Source organism: Klebsiella sp. 10982, assembly GCF_048589245.1.
GTDB lineage: Bacteria > Pseudomonadota > Gammaproteobacteria > Enterobacterales > Enterobacteriaceae > Klebsiella > Klebsiella quasivariicola.
Map to the genome: position 1 here is coordinate 127,432 of NZ_JBMAXV010000006.1, position 16,128 is coordinate 143,559.

General features: G+C 58.1%; 17 protein-coding genes. 10 read left to right on the plus strand and 7 right to left on the minus strand.

Features of this window, described 5'->3' with window-relative positions:
• The first annotated feature begins 37 nt into the window (after positions 1 to 37).
• Positions 38 to 787, plus strand: coding sequence for a bifunctional NADP-dependent 3-hydroxy acid dehydrogenase/3-hydroxypropionate dehydrogenase YdfG (ydfG, locus tag ACKLKD_RS07555; RefSeq protein WP_025712254.1), 750 nt, complete (start codon positions 38 to 40; stop codon positions 785 to 787).
• 91 nt (positions 788 to 878) lie between these two features.
• Positions 879 to 1,565, plus strand: a complete 687-nt coding sequence (locus ACKLKD_RS07560) for a GntR family transcriptional regulator (protein ID WP_025712255.1) — start codon at positions 879 to 881, stop codon at positions 1,563 to 1,565.
• A gap of 48 nt (positions 1,566 to 1,613) precedes the next feature.
• On the opposite strand, the gene ACKLKD_RS07565 is transcribed toward ACKLKD_RS07560, so the two are convergent.
• From ACKLKD_RS07565 to ACKLKD_RS07580, 4 genes are all read right to left on the minus strand, one after another.
• A complete protein-coding gene (locus tag ACKLKD_RS07565) occupies positions 1,614 to 2,045 on the minus strand; it encodes a universal stress protein (RefSeq protein ID WP_008805007.1) in 432 nt (143 codons plus the stop codon).
• 266 nt (positions 2,046 to 2,311) lie between these two features.
• Complete coding sequence (locus tag ACKLKD_RS07570; RefSeq protein ID WP_087805612.1) at positions 2,312 to 3,775, minus strand: mannitol dehydrogenase family protein; 1,464 nt, start codon at positions 3,773 to 3,775, stop codon at positions 2,312 to 2,314.
• Between the two features lie 267 nt (positions 3,776 to 4,042).
• Complete coding sequence (locus ACKLKD_RS07575) at positions 4,043 to 5,326, minus strand: MFS transporter (RefSeq protein WP_080924580.1); 1,284 nt, start codon at positions 5,324 to 5,326, stop codon at positions 4,043 to 4,045.
• A 112-nt stretch (positions 5,327 to 5,438) separates the two neighbouring features.
• Positions 5,439 to 5,801, minus strand: coding sequence for a YnfA family protein (locus ACKLKD_RS07580; RefSeq protein WP_165931871.1), 363 nt, complete (start codon positions 5,799 to 5,801; stop codon positions 5,439 to 5,441).
• A 108-nt stretch (positions 5,802 to 5,909) separates the two neighbouring features.
• On the opposite strand from ACKLKD_RS07580, the gene ACKLKD_RS07585 reads away from it, so the two are divergent.
• Positions 5,910 to 6,251, plus strand: coding sequence for a DUF1283 family protein (locus ACKLKD_RS07585; protein ID WP_004206035.1), 342 nt, complete (start codon positions 5,910 to 5,912; stop codon positions 6,249 to 6,251).
• 78 nt (positions 6,252 to 6,329) lie between these two features.
• The gene (gene speG / locus ACKLKD_RS07590; RefSeq protein WP_025712260.1) at positions 6,330 to 6,890 is read left to right on the plus strand and encodes a spermidine N1-acetyltransferase; all 561 of its coding nucleotides are present in this window, start codon (positions 6,330 to 6,332) and stop codon (positions 6,888 to 6,890) included.
• Here speG and ACKLKD_RS07595 read toward each other — a convergent pair.
• Positions 6,884 to 7,594, minus strand: a complete 711-nt coding sequence (locus tag ACKLKD_RS07595) for a YnfC family lipoprotein (RefSeq protein WP_087805608.1) — start codon at positions 7,592 to 7,594, stop codon at positions 6,884 to 6,886. The genes speG and ACKLKD_RS07595 overlap by 7 nt on opposite strands.
• 101 nt (positions 7,595 to 7,695) lie before the next feature.
• Here ACKLKD_RS07595 and ACKLKD_RS07600 point away from each other — a divergent pair, with 101 nt between their 5' ends.
• From ACKLKD_RS07600 to clcB, 6 genes are all read left to right on the plus strand, one after another.
• On the plus strand, positions 7,696 to 7,965 hold the full coding sequence (locus ACKLKD_RS07600; RefSeq protein ID WP_080924579.1) for a DUF1161 domain-containing protein: 270 nt from the start codon (positions 7,696 to 7,698) through the stop codon (positions 7,963 to 7,965).
• Between the two features lie 151 nt (positions 7,966 to 8,116).
• Complete coding sequence (gene ynfE, locus ACKLKD_RS07605) at positions 8,117 to 10,552, plus strand: selenate/tellurate reductase subunit YnfE (RefSeq protein WP_087805606.1); 2,436 nt, start codon at positions 8,117 to 8,119, stop codon at positions 10,550 to 10,552.
• A gap of 10 nt (positions 10,553 to 10,562) precedes the next feature.
• On the plus strand, positions 10,563 to 11,180 hold the full coding sequence (locus ACKLKD_RS07610; RefSeq protein ID WP_080897404.1) for a DMSO/selenate family reductase complex B subunit: 618 nt from the start codon (positions 10,563 to 10,565) through the stop codon (positions 11,178 to 11,180).
• A 1-nt stretch (position 11,181) separates the two neighbouring features.
• The gene (locus ACKLKD_RS07615; protein ID WP_025712265.1) at positions 11,182 to 12,039 is read left to right on the plus strand and encodes a DmsC/YnfH family molybdoenzyme membrane anchor subunit; all 858 of its coding nucleotides are present in this window, start codon (positions 11,182 to 11,184) and stop codon (positions 12,037 to 12,039) included.
• 40 nt (positions 12,040 to 12,079) lie between these two features.
• Positions 12,080 to 12,688: a Tat proofreading chaperone DmsD gene (dmsD, locus tag ACKLKD_RS07620; protein WP_025712266.1), complete on the plus strand. Its 609-nt coding sequence runs from the start codon at positions 12,080 to 12,082 to the stop codon at positions 12,686 to 12,688.
• A gap of 134 nt (positions 12,689 to 12,822) precedes the next feature.
• Positions 12,823 to 14,118 (plus strand): voltage-gated ClC-type chloride channel ClcB, encoded by a 1,296-nt coding sequence (clcB, locus tag ACKLKD_RS07625; RefSeq protein ID WP_080897405.1) that lies wholly within the window; start codon positions 12,823 to 12,825, stop codon positions 14,116 to 14,118.
• On the opposite strand, the gene bioD is transcribed toward clcB, so the two are convergent.
• Positions 14,071 to 14,766, minus strand: coding sequence for a dethiobiotin synthase (bioD, locus tag ACKLKD_RS07630; protein WP_087805604.1), 696 nt, complete (start codon positions 14,764 to 14,766; stop codon positions 14,071 to 14,073). The genes clcB and bioD overlap by 48 nt on opposite strands.
• A gap of 127 nt (positions 14,767 to 14,893) precedes the next feature.
• A complete protein-coding gene (gene mlc, locus ACKLKD_RS07635) occupies positions 14,894 to 16,114 on the minus strand; it encodes a sugar metabolism global transcriptional regulator Mlc (protein WP_025712270.1) in 1,221 nt (406 codons plus the stop codon).
• Positions 16,115 to 16,128 lie beyond the last annotated feature (14 nt).

A 16,128-nucleotide genomic window follows, 5' to 3' on the forward strand; every position in this document is an offset into this window, starting at 1 on the left:
TGGTATGAAAACACAAAAAGCGTTGAGGAACAATAAGATGATTATCATGGTCACCGGCGCCACCGCCGGTTTTGGTGAAAGTATTACTCGCCGTTTTATCGCTAACGGTCATAAAGTGATTGCTACCGGACGTCGCGAAGAGCGCCTGAAGACGCTGAAAGACGAACTGGGCGATAACCTTTATATTGCGCAACTGGACGTCCGCAACCGCGCCGCCATCGAGACGCTGATCGCTAACCTGCCCGCCGAATGGCAGGCGATTGACGTGCTGGTAAACAACGCCGGCCTGGCGCTCGGTCTGGAGCCAGCGCATCGCGCCAGCGTAGAAGACTGGGAAGATATGATCGACACAAATAATAAAGGGCTGGTGTATATGACCCGCGCCGTCCTGCCGGGAATGGTGGAACGCAATCGCGGGCATATCATCAATATCGGCTCCACGGCGGGCAGCTGGCCTTACGCTGGCGGCAACGTCTATGGCGCGACCAAAGCCTTCGTCCGCCAGTTCAGTCTCAATCTGCGCACCGACCTGCACGGCACCGCGGTTCGCGTCACCGACATCGAGCCAGGTCTGGTCGGTGGCACCGAGTTCTCGAATGTTCGTTTTAAAGGTGATGATGCCAAAGCCGGCAAAACTTACGAGAACACCGAAGCGCTGACTCCGGAAGATGTGACTGAAGCGGTCTGGTGGGTCGCCACCCTGCCAAAACACGTCAACATTAACACCCTGGAAATGATGCCGGTCAGCCAGAGCTTTGCCGGACTCAGCGTCCACCGTCAGGGCTAACCGCCAGCCACCCGGCCTGCGGGCCGGGTATGGGCGGAACCGCAAAAAACGCGTAAAATAGTGCGCATAATCCCTTAAAAAGTAACCATCAATGGCCGCAGAAACGCAACTGAATCCGACACAACCCGTCAATCAGCAAATTTACCGCATCCTTCGTCGGGATATCGTTCACTGCCTGATCCCGCCAGGCACGCCGCTGTCGGAGAAAGAAGTCTCCGTGCGTTTTGATGTGTCGCGTCAGCCGGTGCGCGAGGCCTTCATCAAGCTGGCGGAAAACGGGCTTATCCAGATACGTCCCCAGCGCGGCAGCTACGTTAATAAAATTTCGTTGTCGCAAGTACGCAATGGTTGCTTTGTCCGTCAGGCGATTGAGTGCGCGGTGGTCCGCCGTGCCGCGGGCATGATTAACGATGAGCAAATTTATCAGCTGGAACAGAATCTCCATCAGCAGCGTATTGCCGTCGACCGGCAGCAATTAAACGATTTTTTCCTGCTCGATGATGAATTTCACCAGAAACTGTCAGTTATTGCCGACTGTCAGCTGGCGTGGGATACCGTAGAAAATATTAAAGCGGCAATTGACCGTGTGCGCTACATGAGCCTGGACCATATCACCTCTCCGGAGATGCTTTTGCGTCAGCACCATGAGATTTTCAGCGCGCTGGAAAAACGCGACGCCGTCGCCGTTGAACAGGCGATGAATGTCCATTTGCATGAAATCAGCGAATCCGTACTGCTGATCCGCCAGGAAAATCGCGACTGGTTTAGCGAAGAGTAACGTTCAGACGGCTGCGAAAGATGCTCGCAGCCGTCGAGACTGAGGGGGTTATCTGACCACCAGCACCGGCGTTTTGGCGTAGCGCAGAATGGACTCGGCGTTGGAGCCCAGCAGATGGGTAGAAATGCCCGGTTTGCGCGAGCCCACCACGATCACATCGAACTCTTCGTTGTTGCTGATAGCCAGAATTTCATCACGCACGTTACCAAACACCACCCGGGTATGGATCCGCGACATCGGGATGTCGAACAGTCGCGCTACCTCGCGCATCTTTTTCTCCGACTCTTCTTTCATATAGGCTTCGAATTTACGAATATCCGCCGTAAAGCCGCGTAATAGCGAACGACTGCTGTTCGGCAGCACGTTGAGCAATGTGATTTCACCGTTTTCCGCAGTGGCGAGGAATTCCGCGTGACGCACTGCTTTGTCACTTAAATCCATTTCAAAGACATCAACAGGCAATAAAATTTTTTTATACATGGCCCGTACTCCTTTTCCAGAGAAAGTTCTTTTTCAATGACTTAACTATGCCATTCTGGCGCTGAAATACCAGCCATTATTCGGAAAAATAAGGCCAAATTATCTTTAGTAAATCAGGGAAATATAGAGTTATGTATAGACATTGCGTTCGATCATATTTTCCGCCCAGCAAAAGCGATCGACAGCAAAAAAAAGGAAATATCAGCGGAACGTGCTAGTAATAGCAGAACAGCCGGTGTCGGCCCCAGGCCGACACCGGAAAATACTTATTGCGCCTCGGCCCAGGCGGCAACGGTGGCTTTGGCCCCCTGCCGCTGTAGCGCTAAGTAGGCACGGGTCACCGCCGCGACAAAGCGTGCTTCCTGTGGCAGTTCCACGCCGAAAATCGCCTCAATGCCCAGCAGCGCTTTGACTCGCGCTTCGCCATCGGCGCTCGCGGCCACCGCCTGCTGGATAACCGGCAGCAACGGGTCGCATATTTCGATTGCCTGACCCGCATCGTCAACACCGCCGACGTAGCGCATCCACCCTGCCACACCCAGCGCCAGCAGCGTAAAATCACGCTGGTGCAGCAGATGCCAGCGCACCGAGTCCAGCATCCTCTGCGGCAGTTTCTGGCTGCCGTCCATGGCAATCTGCCAGGTACGGTGCTTCAGCGCCGGATTACTGTAACGGTCGATCAGCAAACTGGCATAGCGTGAGAGATCCACCCCCTTCACCTTCAGCGTTGGCGCCTGTTCGTCCAGCATCAGCGACAGCGCCGCACGACGGTAGTTGTCGTCCTGCATGCAGTCGTTAATATGCTGATAACCGGCCAGATAGCCGAGATAAGCGAGGAACGAATGGCTGCCATTGAGCATTCTCAGCTTCATCTCTTCGAAAGGCACCACGTCAGCGACCAGTTCCGCCCCCGCTTTTTCCCACTGCGGACGCCCGGCAACAAAATTATCCTCAATGACCCACTGACGGAAGGGTTCGCAGGCCACCCCGGCCGGGTCGCGTACCCCGGTCAGCTGTGCAATTTTATCGAGGGTTTCCGGCGTAACGGCCGGGACAATCCGGTCCACCATCGTCGACGGGAAGGTCACGTTCTGTGCAATCCACGCGGCAAGATCCTCGTCTAATGCCCGGGCGTAGGCGCAGACGACGTTGCGCATGACGTGGCCATTTTCCGGCATGTTATCGCAGGACATCACGGTAAAAGCAGGCAGGCCCGCTTTTTTACGGCGAGCTAAGGCCTCCACCACCACGCCCGGCGCCGATTTCGGCTGATGCGGGTTCTGCAGATCGGCGACGATCAGCGGATGATCGAGCTGCAACTCACCGCTGGCCGGAGAGTGGCAATAGCCTTTCTCAGTAATGGTCAGGGAGACAATGGCCACCTGCGGCTCACACATCGCCGCCAGCACCGTTTCGAGTCCGTCGACCTGCGCATGCAGGGCCTGCTTCACGACGCCGACCACGCGCGCCGTCCACGCGTCGGCGGACATTTCGGCTACGGTAAACAGCAGGTCCTGCTGTTTCAGATCGGCGATTTGTTGTTCGCCACCAATCAAATTCACTTCGGTATAGCCCCAGTCGCTACCGTGGTCGCTGGCCAGCATATCGGCGTACACCGCCTGATGGGCACGGTGAAACGCGCCAAAGCCAAGGTGGACAATACGGGGGATCAGTGCGCTGCGATCGTAGCCAGGCAGCGTGGCGCGAGCGGTTAAGAGGGTGTTTTCCATGATGACTCTCATTGTTATGTGTCTCATCAACCATTCTCGGGGAGAACTCTCGAGGAGAATGCCTTTGTGCCACCCACCTTCTCACGCAATTGGTATAACATCTTTGATTTCTGTCAACTACCATACAAGAAGATCTTACCTGATAATGTTTCGGGCATGGCTGGCTACCCTCACCGCAGGGACGGGGTAGTAAAAGGCAACGGAAAGGGAAGAACATGGCGGCCCCGCGTCCCTGCGGGCCTGCTGTTAACGGCTTAACGAGTGTCGTTAGTCAATGCGGGTTCTGACGATAAAGAAGTAGCAGAGCGCTCCGGCAAAGGTCACCCCGGCGGCGATGACCAGCGCCAGATTGAAAGAATGGGTGGTATCCACTACCCATCCGGTGACGATCGGCGCGAACGAGGCAAACACAAAACTGCCAAAGTTCTGAATAGCTGCCACCGAGGCCACTTTGTGTTCCGCCACCAGCACCTGCACCAGTCCCCAGGCCGAGGTCCCGGCGAAATGAACGCAGAATAACGCCATGGAGATGAAAGCGACCGCCTGGGTCGGGGTGGACGATTGCACCACCAGCAGGGTCCCCAGCGCCGACAGCACCAGACCGATAACGATCGCCGTTTTGCGGGTCTTCGCCAGATCGTAGCCTCTGCGCGCCAGGGCATCAACCACCAGGCCGTTGACCCACATGCCCACCGCCGCGGCAAGGAACGGGATCGCCGCCACCCAGCCGGTGCGCGCCAGGCTTAACCCTTGCTGCGCCTGCAAATAGCCGGGCAGCCAGGCGATATATAACCAGCCGGTGTAGTTCACACCGGAGAAGCCCAGGATCATCCCCCAGGTGGTGCGCCGTTTGAACAGCGCCAGCCACTCACTGAACTTCAGCGCCGGGCGGGCCACCTCCTCGCTGGCCAGATAGCGCTGCTCCTCCTCCTGCAGGGAGAAGTGCCGGCGGTTTCGGTAGCCGACATACCAGCACAGACCGACCAAGATCCCGGCTAAGCCAATCACCACAAACATCATCCGCCAGCCCCAGGCCAGCTGCATAATGACCAGGGCCGGCGGTGCGATGGCCTGACCCAGCACCGTCGAGGAGTTAAAAATCCCTACCGCCGTGCCGCGCTCTCTTTGCGCATACCAGTCGTTGATCGATTTCACGCCGGCAGGCATAAACGGCGCTTCGCCGATCCCGAGCCCAATGCGCAGCAAAATAAAATGTGAAAACGAATTGACCATTCCGGTCAGGGCCTGCATCGCAGACCAGAAAATCAGTCCGGCGCCCAGCACAATCCGCGGCCCGACGCGATCGAGCAAAATACCAGACGGCAGTTGCGCAAAGCCGTAGGAGAGCGAGAAGGCGGAGAGCAGTACCCCGAACTCGGTGGCGCTCAGCCCCAGATCGGCGCGTATCGCCTCCCCGGCGACACTGAGCGAAGAGCGATCAAGAAAGTTAACGATACCGGCGATAAATAACAGCGTTAACGTGATCTTCTGCACCCGGCGGATGCGCACAGGCGTCGCGCCCGGATGGGCGGTAAGTGTATCGATGGCCATCATTGTTCCTTACAGAGTCATAACCAAATATGATGTCTGATAAGTAAGGCAACAGGTCGACTACCATACAAGAATCAGGGTTAAAAAAGGTGGCCGGGATCACACAGGTGATTCACGCCCGTCCCCAGCCCGCCACGATAATCAGCATCCCACACAGGGCGATGGACGCCCCCGCCCAGTCGTAAAAGCTCAGTTTGACCCCGTCCACCACCCGCAGCCAGAGCAATGCGGTACAGACGTAGACCCCACCGTAAGCGGCATACACCCGTCCGCTGGCGGCAGGATGGAGCGTCAGGAGCCAGACGAAGAGCGCCAGGGCCAGAGCGGTGGGGATCAGCAAGAGCGGCGTGGCCCCGCGTTTTAACCATAACCATGGCAGATAACAGCCGATGATTTCACACAGGGCAGTAGCGAAGAACAGCAGCGTTGTTTTGAGCATTAAAAGATTCGTAAAAGAGACCAGCCGTTGAACTATTCTACGCGATAATGGCGCCTGCCCCACGCTGTTTTGTCGGCTATGCCCGGTAAAAGAGCTGTAGTAAACTTAACCTGAGGGTTAACCCATCACTTAAAGGAAATCGTGATGAACATGACACTGAACAAACGCTGGTGCCTGACCGCCATTCTGGCGTTAAGCGCCGTGGTCTACACCTCCAGCTCGTTTGCCGCTACCGACCGGCTGGTGATTGAATCTGGCGACAGCGCGCAAAGCCGGCAGCAGGCGTCGATGGAAAAAGAGCAATGGAACGACACCCGCAGCCTGCGCCAGAAAGTAAATAAACGGGCGGAAAAAGAGTGGGACAAAACCGATGTCGCTTTCGACGCGCAGGATAACTGCCAGAAAAGCGCCAACGTCAACGCCTACTGGGAGCCGAACACCCTGCGCTGCCTTGACCGTCGCACCGGTCGGGCTATCAATCCCTGATCTGCCACCTGACAACGCTGGCGCCTGCGGGCGCCGCCTTTCCTATTGTTCTGTTCAGCTTTAACCACAGGATCACCCATGACCGACGCGCTACACGTCAGACTCCGCCCCCTTGAGCGCGAAGATTTGCGCTTTGTCCACCAGCTCGATAACAACGCCAGCGTAATGCGCTACTGGTTTGAAGAGCCATATGAGGCCTTCGTTGAACTTTCCGATCTCTACGACAAACATATTCACGATCAAAGTGAGCGCCGCTTTGTCATCGAATGCAACGGCGATAAAGCCGGACTGGTCGAGCTGGTTGAGATCAACCATGTGCACCGCCGGGCCGAGTTCCAGATCATCATCTCCCCTGAATTCCAGGGAAAAGGCCTCGCCACACGCGCCGCGCGGCTGGCCATGGACTATGGCTTTACCGTGCTCAATCTGTATAAGCTGTATCTGATCGTCGATAAAGAGAATGAAAAAGCGATCCATATTTACCGCAAGCTCGGCTTTATGGTCGAGGGTGAACTGATCCATGAGTTTTTCATTAACGGCGAGTACCGCAACACCATCCGCATGTGTCTGTTCCAGCATCAGTATCTGGCCGAGCACAAAACACCCGGCCCCTCTCTGCTGAAGCCGACGGCTCAGTAATAGTCGATGCGGTTTTTAATCGTGTAGTGGCGGGTCAGCGGCGGCTGCACGCTTTCATCGATAACCTGCAGTTCACAGCTCAGCGGATTGTCGTGGCGATCGTAGTCGCAGGTCTGGCGCACCGTGCCCAGCGTGCGTTCGTTGAAGGTGCTAATGGCGGTATAGTCCATTTTCTTGCGAGGGTCCTTCGACGGCGTGGAGGCAACGGTAAATTGCTCTTCTTTGGCAGTGGTGGTTTTTCCCAGCGGATAGCCATCGCTGTCATAACGATAGGTGGCGGTGGTCTCTTTGCCGCGGGCGCTAATAATAAAACCGTTCTCATCCGTCTCCCAGATCACCCCGGCGGCGGGCATCTCTGCCAGTTGACACTTGCCCTGCAACCGTAGCCGCTTCTCGTGGGTGCGTCCATCGACATAATAGTTGGCGTCCAGCAGCAGCGTGGCGCCGGTATTGTTCTCCCTATCTTCCAGGGTCAGGAGATCAAAACACCCCTCTTTTGACAGCTGAGCGCTTACCTTTTTTACCACCACATCGTGTTCATCCAGTAGCGTCTGGCTGAAATCTTTCACCGGCCCACGCAGCGGATCGAACTCAAATTCATTGGAAAAACTCGCCATCTCCGGGGTGAAGACTTCCGGAGCGCTTTGGCGGTCGCACGCCGTCAGCAGCAGCGCTGCCGGGATCAGCCAATACAATCTTTTCACAGGCGATTCCTTTTGTGTACATCCGATCATATTAGCAAATACAATTGTTTACACCAGTTCTGCTATGCTTAATTCTGGATAACATCGATAAGGAGCGTAAGATGAAACTATCCCTGTGGACAGGCGCCGCACTACTGCTGTGCTCCACCACCGTGCTGGCCGCGCCCGATTCCTGTGAACGGGTAAAGACCGAAATACAGCAAAAGATCATCAATAATGGCGTACCGGAAACGGCCTTCAGCCTGGCCATTGTGCCCAACGATCAGGCAGATCAGGCCGGCGTTCAGGTAGTGGGACATTGCGCCAATGACACCTTTAAAATCACCTATACGCGTAACAGCGATACCCCCGTCGAAAGCGACACTCAGTAAGCCTTTCCCGGCTTTCAAATGAAAGATCTTATCTCTGGTTGACCAGGGATAAGATCTGCTGGCTACCCATAACGTATTATCGCTCACCCCTGCGTCTGTTGATGACGCGGGCGGCCCTTCTCCGCACAGCATAACTATCATGGAGTGAGCAATGTCGAATCAGGAATCTCCCGGCGGCGTCACCCGACGCGCGCTCATCAAATCCACAGCCCTCGGTTCTCTGGCGCTGGCCGCCGGCGGCCTCACCCTGCCCTTTACGCTGCGCAGCGCCGCGGCGGCAGTGCAGCAGGCTACCGGCGACACGACCCGCGTCGTCTGGGGTGCCTGTTCGGTTAACTGCGGCAGCCGCTGCGCGTTGCGATTGCACGTGCGGGATGACGAGGTTATTTACGTTGAGACAGATAACACCGGCGACGACCGCTACGGCGACCATCAGGTGCGCGCCTGCCTGCGCGGGCGTTCAATTCGCCGGCGCATTAACCACCCGGATCGCCTTAACTACCCGATGAAACGCGTTGGTAAACGCGGAGAAGGCAAATTTGTCCGCATCAGCTGGCAGGAGGCGCTGGATACCCTCGCCGACCGCCTGAAAAGCGTGGTGGCGCAGTACGGTAATGAAGCGGTGTACATTAACTACTCTTCGGGAATTGTCGGCGGCAACATCACCCGCTCGTCGCCTTCCGCTTCGCCGGTCACGCGGCTGATGAACTGTTACGGCGGCTCGCTCAATCAGTACGGTACCTACAGTACCGCCCAGATTGCCTGCGCCATGCCCTACACCTACGGCAGTAACGACGGCAACAGCACCTCGGATATTGAAAACAGTAAGCTGGTGGTGATGTTCGGCAACAACCCGGCGGAAACCCGGATGAGCGGCGGCGGTATAACCTGGTATCTGGAGCAGGCCCGCGAGCGCTCGAACGCCCGGATGATCGTTATCGATCCGCGCTACACCGATACCGCCGCCGGTCGGGAAGATGAGTGGATCCCTATTCGCCCCGGCACCGACGCCGCACTGGTGGCCGGTATCGCCTGGGTGCTGATTAACGAAAATCTGGTGGACCAGCCTTTTCTCGATAAATACTGCGTTGGCTACGACGAGAAAACGCTGCCGGAAGGCGCCCCGGCCAACGGCCATTATAAGGCCTATATTCTCGGCGAAGGCGATGACGGGATCGCCAAAACGCCGCAGTGGGCCTCGCGCATTACCGGTATCCCTGCCGATCGCATCATCAAACTGGCACGCGAAATCGGTATGAGCAAACCGGCGTACATCTGCCAGGGCTGGGGACCGCAGCGCCAGGCCAACGGTGAGCTTTCCGCCCGGGCGATCGCCATGCTGCCGATCTTAACCGGCAACGTCGGCATTAACGGCGGCAACAGCGGCGCCCGCGAGTCAACCTACACCATCACCATTGAGCGCCTGCCGGTGCTGGAAAACCCGGTCAAGACCGCCATCTCCTGCTTCACCTGGACCGACGCCATTGCCCGTGGCCCGGAGATGACCGCCACCCGCGACGGCGTGCGCGGCAAAGAGAAGCTGGATGTGCCGATCAAGTTCCTGTGGAACTATGCGGGCAACACCATCATTAACCAGCACTCCGACATCAATAAGACCCACGATATTCTGCAGGATGAGAGTAAATGCGAAACCATCGTGGTTATCGACAACTTTATGACCTCCTCGGCGAAATATGCCGACCTGCTGCTGCCCGACCTGATGACCGTCGAGCAGGAAGATATCATCCCTAATGATTACGCGGGCAATATGGGCTATCTGATTTTTATCCAGCCCGCCACCTCGGCGAAGTTCGAACGCAAACCGATTTACTGGATCTTAAGTGAAGTCGCGAAACGACTCGGCGACGACGTATACCAGCGCTTTACCGAGGGGCGCACCCAGGAACAGTGGTTGCAATATCTGTATGCCAAAATGGTGGCGAAAGATCCGGCGCTGCCGGACTACGACGACCTGAAGCAGATGGGCATCTACAAGCGTAAAGATCCGAACGGCCACTTCGTCGCTTACCAGGATTTCCGCCGCGATCCCGACGCGCATCCGCTCAAAACGCCGTCCGGCAAAATTGAAATCTACTCCAGTCGGCTCGCCGAGATTGCCGCGCGCTGGCAGCTGGAGAAAGACGAAGTCATCAGCCCACTGCCGATCTACGCCTCCACATTTGAAGGCTGGGACGATCCGTTGCGCAGTCAGTACCCGCTGCAGCTGTTTGGTTTTCACTATAAAGCGCGCACCCATTCCAGCTATGGCAATGTGGACGTGCTGCAGGCCGCCTGCCGTCAGGAAGTGTGGATCAACCCGCTCGATGCCGAGAAACGCGGGATTAAAAACGGCGATCTGGTGCGGGTGTTCAACCCGCGCGGCGAAGTCCGTCTTCCGGCGAAAGTGACCCCGCGCATCATGCCGGGGGTCTCAGCGATGGGCCAGGGCGCCTGGCACGACGCCAATATGGCCGGCGATCGGGTCGACCATGGCGCCTGCATGAATACCCTGACCACCCACCGTCCGTCGCCGCTGGCGAAGGGGAGTCCGCAGCATACCAACCTGGTCGACATCGAGAAGGTGTAAGGAGTAAACCATGAGCACGCAATATGGATTCTTTATCGACTCCGCTCGCTGTACCGGGTGCAAGACCTGCGAGCTGGCCTGTAAGGACTACAAGAATCTCACACCCGAGGTCAGCTTCCGCCGTATTTACGAATATGCCGGCGGCGACTGGCAGGAGGACAACGGCGTCTGGCAACAGAACGTTTTTGCTTATTACCTCTCCATCGCCTGCAACCACTGCGAAGATCCGGCCTGTACCAAGGTCTGTCCGAGCGGCGCAATGCACAAGCGCGAAGACGGTTTTGTGGTGGTCAACGAAGATGTCTGTATTGGCTGCCGCTACTGCCATATGGCCTGTCCCTACGGCGCGCCGCAGTACAACGCCGACAAAGGCCATATGACCAAGTGCGATGGCTGCCATGAGCGCGTCGCCGAGGGGAAAAAACCGATCTGCGTCGAGTCCTGCCCGCTGCGGGCGCTTGATTTCGGTCCGATTGCCGAGCTGCGCGCAAAGCACGGCCAGCTGGCCGCGGTGGCGCCGCTGCCGTCGGCGCACTTCACCCGGCCGAGCATTGTGATCAAACCTAACGCCAATGCCCGGCCGTGTGGTGATACCACCGGTTACCTGGCGAATCCGAAGGAGGTGTGAGATGGGAAGCGGATGGCATGAATGGCCGCTGGTGCTGTTTACGGTGCTGGGGCAATGCGTGGTTGGCGCGATCATCGTTAGCGGCCTCGGCTGGCTGTCGCTCGCGGACCAGCACGCCGCAAGACAGCGGCTGGTGCGCTGCATGTTTTTTATCTGGCTGCTGATGGGCATCGGTTTTCTTGCTTCGGTGATGCATCTCGGCTCACCGCTGCGCGCGTTTAACTCGCTGAATCGCGTCGGCGCTTCGGCGCTGAGCAACGAAATCGCCAGCGGCGCCTTGTTCTTCGCCGTGGGTGGATTCTGGTGGTTGCTGGCGGTGCTGGGGAAAATGCCGGCAGCGCTGGGAAAAGTCTGGCTGATCGTCACTCTGCTGTTGGGCCTGCTGTTTGTGCTGGCGATGACCCGGGTCTATCAAATCGATACCGTGCCGACATGGTACAATGGCTATACCACCAGCGCGTTCTTTCTGACGGTGCTGCTCAGCGGGCCGCTGTTTGCCGCCCTGCTGCTGCGGCTGGCGAAAGTCGACTTTAACGGCTGGTTTTTTGCCGGACTGAGCGTGGCCGCGCTGGCGATCAGCGCCGCGGTGATCGTTATGCAAAGCGCCGGGCTCGGCGCCATCCACAGCCCAGTCCAGCAGGCAGCCACCCTGCTGCCAGACTACGGCAAACTCCAGGCGTTGCGCCTGATCCTGCTGGCCCTGGGTCTTGGCTGCTGGCTCTGTCCACTGATCCGCCGCCAGCCGCCGCGCGCCGTGGGGCTGCTGGTTGGTCTGCTGCTGGTGTTGATCGCTGAATGTATAGGCCGCGGACTGTTTTATGGTCTGCATATGACCGTCGGTATGGCGGTTGCCGGTTAATGAGACGGCGCTCGAGCGCGCCGCAGTAAGGAATAATGTCATGATGCCGTTCCCAAATCGCGACGCTGTCGCGTTAAGCGCCCGCACCCTGGGCGCGCTGTTCTCTTATGCGCCGAATAGCGTGGAAATTGCGCCGCTGGTCGCCGCCTTCCAGGACGGGAGCTGGCAGCAGCAGTGGCCCTTCCCGGTAGCGGCCCCGCTGGCGTCAGGGTTTACCGCATCGGCGGAAGAGACGTTGCCTGAAGCCTGGCAGCGCCTGTTTATCGGGCCGTGGGCCCTGCCGGCGCCGCCCTGGGGCTCGGTTTGGCTGGATAAAGAGTCGGTGCTGTTTGGCGATTCCACGCTGGCCCTGCGCCAGTGGATGCGCGAGAACGGCATCGCGCTGCAGGGCGATGGCAACGAACCCGAAGATCATTTCGGCACCTTGCTACTCCTGGCGGCATGGCTGTGCGAAACCGAGCAGGATGCGTTGTTTGCTCAACTGCTGGCCTGGCATCTGCTGCCGTGGTCCGGGCGCTTCCTGCGCGTTTTTGTCGAACACGCCGCCCACCCCTTCTACCAGACGCTGGGTCAGCTGGCGCAGACGACCCTGGCGCAATGGCAGGAGAATCTGCCGATCGCCGTGGCGGAGAAACCGCTCTATCGTTAATCCTTTCACCGCGCCGGTATCCGGCGCGGTATTATTTTGCCACTTTTCAGCCCTTCCCCCGCACTTATCGCTTTTGCATCTAAGGTTATTCCCTATCACAATAAGGCCATGTTTTCCGAACCTTGCCGTGAGTGATGCACCGTCTCCATCCCTATCCTGATGTGCAGGTGATGTTTCGCCGCCTGCTGATCGCCACCCTAATTGGTCTTCTCGCCGCGCTGGCGGTGGCGCTATTTCGCCACGCCATGGTGGTGCTGGAAACGCTGTTTCTTGGCAATGACAGCGGGAGCCTGGTCAACGCCGCACAGTCGCTGCCGGCGTGGCGGCGGCTGATTACCCCGGCGCTGGGTGGCCTGGCGGCAGGAACCTTACTCTGGCTCTGGCAGCGTCGCAGCGTCACGCGCCCTCATGCCGCCACCGATTACATGGAAGCGCTGGAAACCGGCGATGGCTGTTTCGATACCCCGGCAAGCCTGGTGAAATCGCTGGCCTCGCTGCTGGTGGTCGTCACCGGCAGCGCCATTGGCCGGGAAGGCGCCATGATCCTGCTGGCCGCGCTGGCGGCTTCGCTGTTTGCCCGCCGCTTCACGTCGCAGAGTGAATGGAAGCTATGGGTCGCCTGCGGCGCCGCCGCCGGGATGGCCAGCGCCTATCATGCCCCGCTGGCCGGAAGCCTGTTTATCGCCGAGATCCTCTTCGGTACGCTGATGCTGGCCTCGCTCGGGCCGGTGGTTATCTCGGCGGTGGTCGCCCTGCTGTTGACGCAGTTTCTCAATGGCGGCGCCGCGCCGCTGTATCACGTCGTCCTGCAGCAGAACCTCAATGCGCTGCACTATGGCTTAATGCTGGCCACCGGGCTGCTGGCCGGGGTGTGTGGGCCACTGTTTATCTGGCTGATGGACTACAGCCACCGCGGATTCGTCAAACTGAAACTGTCTCCGCCGTGGCAGCTGGCGCTGGGCGGGCTGATTGTCGGTGGCTTATCGCTCCTCACTCCGGCGGTATGGGGCAACGGCTACAGCGTAGTGCAAAGCTATTTGCTGGTACCGCCGCCCGGCGCGCTATTGCTCGCCGTGTTCCTGTGCAAACTGTTGGCGGTGCTGGCCAGCAGCGGTTCCGGTGCGCCCGGCGGGGTCTTTACCCCCACGCTGTTTGTCGGCCTGGCGATGGGCATGCTGTTTGCCCACCTCAGCGGGCTGTGGTTAGCGGGAAATGAGGAGATAGCCATCCTGATGGGGCTGACGGGTATGGCGGCGTTTCTGGCCGCTACCACCCATGCGCCGATCATGTCGACATTGATGATTTGTGAGATGACCGGGCAGTATGTCCTGCTGCCCGGCCTGCTGATAACCTGCGTCGTGGCGTCAGTGCTGTCGCGGACGTTACGCCGGGATTCGATCTATCGCCATCACGTTGCCGAGCATGTCTAAATCGACGTAACGGCTCAGCTCACGCTGTTCGGCGCGCGGCAAATACGGCAGTTCGCCAATCAGCGGTGCCGGCAGCTTTTTGCTGAGTACATTGATGATTTCAGCATAGTGCGCCAGACCGGGGTTGATCCGGTTGGCCACCCAGCCGATCAGCGGCAGCCCGTCATTAGCGATCGCCTGGGCGGTAAGCAGCGCATGATTAATGCACCCTTCCTGGATCCCCACCACCATCAGTACCGGGAGCTGCTCCTGCACCACCCACTCGGAGAGCGGTCGCAGGTCGTTCATCAGGCTGCGCCAGCCGCCGGTGCCTTCGACCACCACATGCTCGACCTGCCCGCTAAGCCGCTGCAAACCATCTGACAACAGACCATAGTTAATCGGACAGCTGTGCGCCACGCTGCTTTCGTCTTCACTCAGGGCGATAGGATTGACCGCCTCATAGGGTAACGCCAGCGTGGAGACGCTCTGCAGTACCAGCGCGTCTTTGTTGCGCAAACCGTCCGGCGTCTCTTTGCTGCCCTTCGCCACAGGCTTGTACCCGGCCACGCTTTTGCCTCTGGCAGCAAGTGCCTGCAACAGCGCACGGGTAACCACTGTCTTCCCGACAGAGGTGTCTGTACCTGTAATAAAGAAACGCTTAAACATCACTAACCCCACAGTTTTGTCGATGAAATATACGGGAGAGAAATAATCAACAGTGGGCAAAGTCTACGTGAAGCCGCTGGGGGTCGGCTTGAGATAGCGCAATTTTTGGTGTGACTATGAAAAAATGTTAACCCTGTAACAGTCGTATGAGTAAGGATCCGTTATAGAGCGCATCCTTGACCAGCGCCGCGCCAGCCATCGTTCCACGGTTGGAGAACTGGGTGCTTTCGACAGCAATATGCTGACTGTAGGCGGGGAGCGATTGTTGCCGAATGCAGCTGGAAATTGCCGGAAAAAGGATCTCTGCCGCCAGATTAAACGGCGAGCCAATCAGGATTTTCTGCGGGTTAAACAGGTTGACCATGATCGCCAGAATACGACCAACGTGGTTACCTACGCCGCTGATAATATCTCGGGCCAGCAGATCGCCCTGCAGCGCCGCCTGGCACAACCACTCCACGCTCAGCGGACGCTGGTGCAGCAGAGAGCTCATCGACTGCGCCATGCGCATCTGCGCCAGCTCCAGCACGCTCTCCACGCTGGCAATGGTTTCCAGACAGCCATGGTTGCCGCAGTAGCAGCGTTTGCCGTAGGGATCGACCTGAGTATGGCCGATCTCCACCAGGCTGCTGCTGCCGGCATGCAGCAGGCGACCGTCGGTAATGACGCCGGCGCCCACGTTATGGTCGATCACCACCTGAATGACGTCACGAGCGCCGCGCGAGGCGCCAAATAACGATTCCGCCATGGTCCAGGCGCTGATGTCATGCTGAATATAGACCGGCACGCCGGTATGATTAGCCAGCGCTTCGCCCAGCGGCACATCTTTGACATCCTCATAAAACGGCATTCGATGGATAATGCCATTTTCGGTATCAATAATTCCCGGCATCGTCATGGCGATGGAAGTAAGGCGTTCCAGCTTCTTTTGATGGCGAATAAAGAACCGATCAATGTGGTCGATAACCCGGGTGAGAAACGGCGTACTGTCGGTGAGCGCCAGTTCCAGCTGATCCTCCACCACCAGCTGGCTACTTAAATCTCGCAGCGAAAGATGGATCTCGCCGCGGCTGATGCGCACCGCCAGATAGTGCCAGGCTTCGGTTTCCACCATCAGTCCTACCGCCGGACGGCCACGGCTACCGGGCTCCTGGATCTCCGTCTCCTGCACCAGATGCGCTTCCAGCATTTCGCGGACGATTTTGGTGATACTGGCGGGCGCCAGTTGCGCAAATCGGGAGAGGTCGATACGCGAAACCGGGCCGAGCTGATCAATCAGGCGATATACAGCGCCCGCATTGGTCTGCTTAATTTGATCGATATGGCCTGGTTGACTATCCGCTACCACCATTGACTCCCTTA

Bases quoted from the DNA above. Each gene is read 5' to 3' on its own strand.
- ACKLKD_RS07610 (WP_080897404.1), top strand. From the start codon at position 10,563: ATGAGCACGCAATATGGATTCTTTATCGACTCCGCTCGCTGTACCGGG.
- speG (WP_025712260.1), top strand. From the start codon at position 6,330: ATGACCGACGCGCTACACGTCAGACTCCGCCCCCTTGAGCGCGAAGAT.
- ACKLKD_RS07585 (WP_004206035.1), top strand. From the start codon at position 5,910: ATGAACATGACACTGAACAAACGCTGGTGCCTGACCGCCATTCTGGCG.
- ynfE (WP_087805606.1), top strand. From the start codon at position 8,117: ATGTCGAATCAGGAATCTCCCGGCGGCGTCACCCGACGCGCGCTCATC.
- ACKLKD_RS07615 (WP_025712265.1), top strand. From the start codon at position 11,182: ATGGGAAGCGGATGGCATGAATGGCCGCTGGTGCTGTTTACGGTGCTG.
- dmsD (WP_025712266.1), top strand. From the start codon at position 12,080: ATGATGCCGTTCCCAAATCGCGACGCTGTCGCGTTAAGCGCCCGCACC.
- ACKLKD_RS07570 (WP_087805612.1), bottom strand. From the start codon at position 3,775: ATGGAAAACACCCTCTTAACCGCTCGCGCCACGCTGCCTGGCTACGAT.
- bioD (WP_087805604.1), bottom strand. From the start codon at position 14,766: ATGTTTAAGCGTTTCTTTATTACAGGTACAGACACCTCTGTCGGGAAG.
- ACKLKD_RS07600 (WP_080924579.1), top strand. From the start codon at position 7,696: ATGAAACTATCCCTGTGGACAGGCGCCGCACTACTGCTGTGCTCCACC.
- clcB (WP_080897405.1), top strand. From the start codon at position 12,823: ATGCACCGTCTCCATCCCTATCCTGATGTGCAGGTGATGTTTCGCCGC.
- ACKLKD_RS07565 (WP_008805007.1), bottom strand. From the start codon at position 2,045: ATGTATAAAAAAATTTTATTGCCTGTTGATGTCTTTGAAATGGATTTA.
- ACKLKD_RS07575 (WP_080924580.1), bottom strand. From the start codon at position 5,326: ATGGCCATCGATACACTTACCGCCCATCCGGGCGCGACGCCTGTGCGC.
- ACKLKD_RS07560 (WP_025712255.1), top strand. From the start codon at position 879: ATGGCCGCAGAAACGCAACTGAATCCGACACAACCCGTCAATCAGCAA.
- ydfG (WP_025712254.1), top strand. From the start codon at position 38: ATGATTATCATGGTCACCGGCGCCACCGCCGGTTTTGGTGAAAGTATT.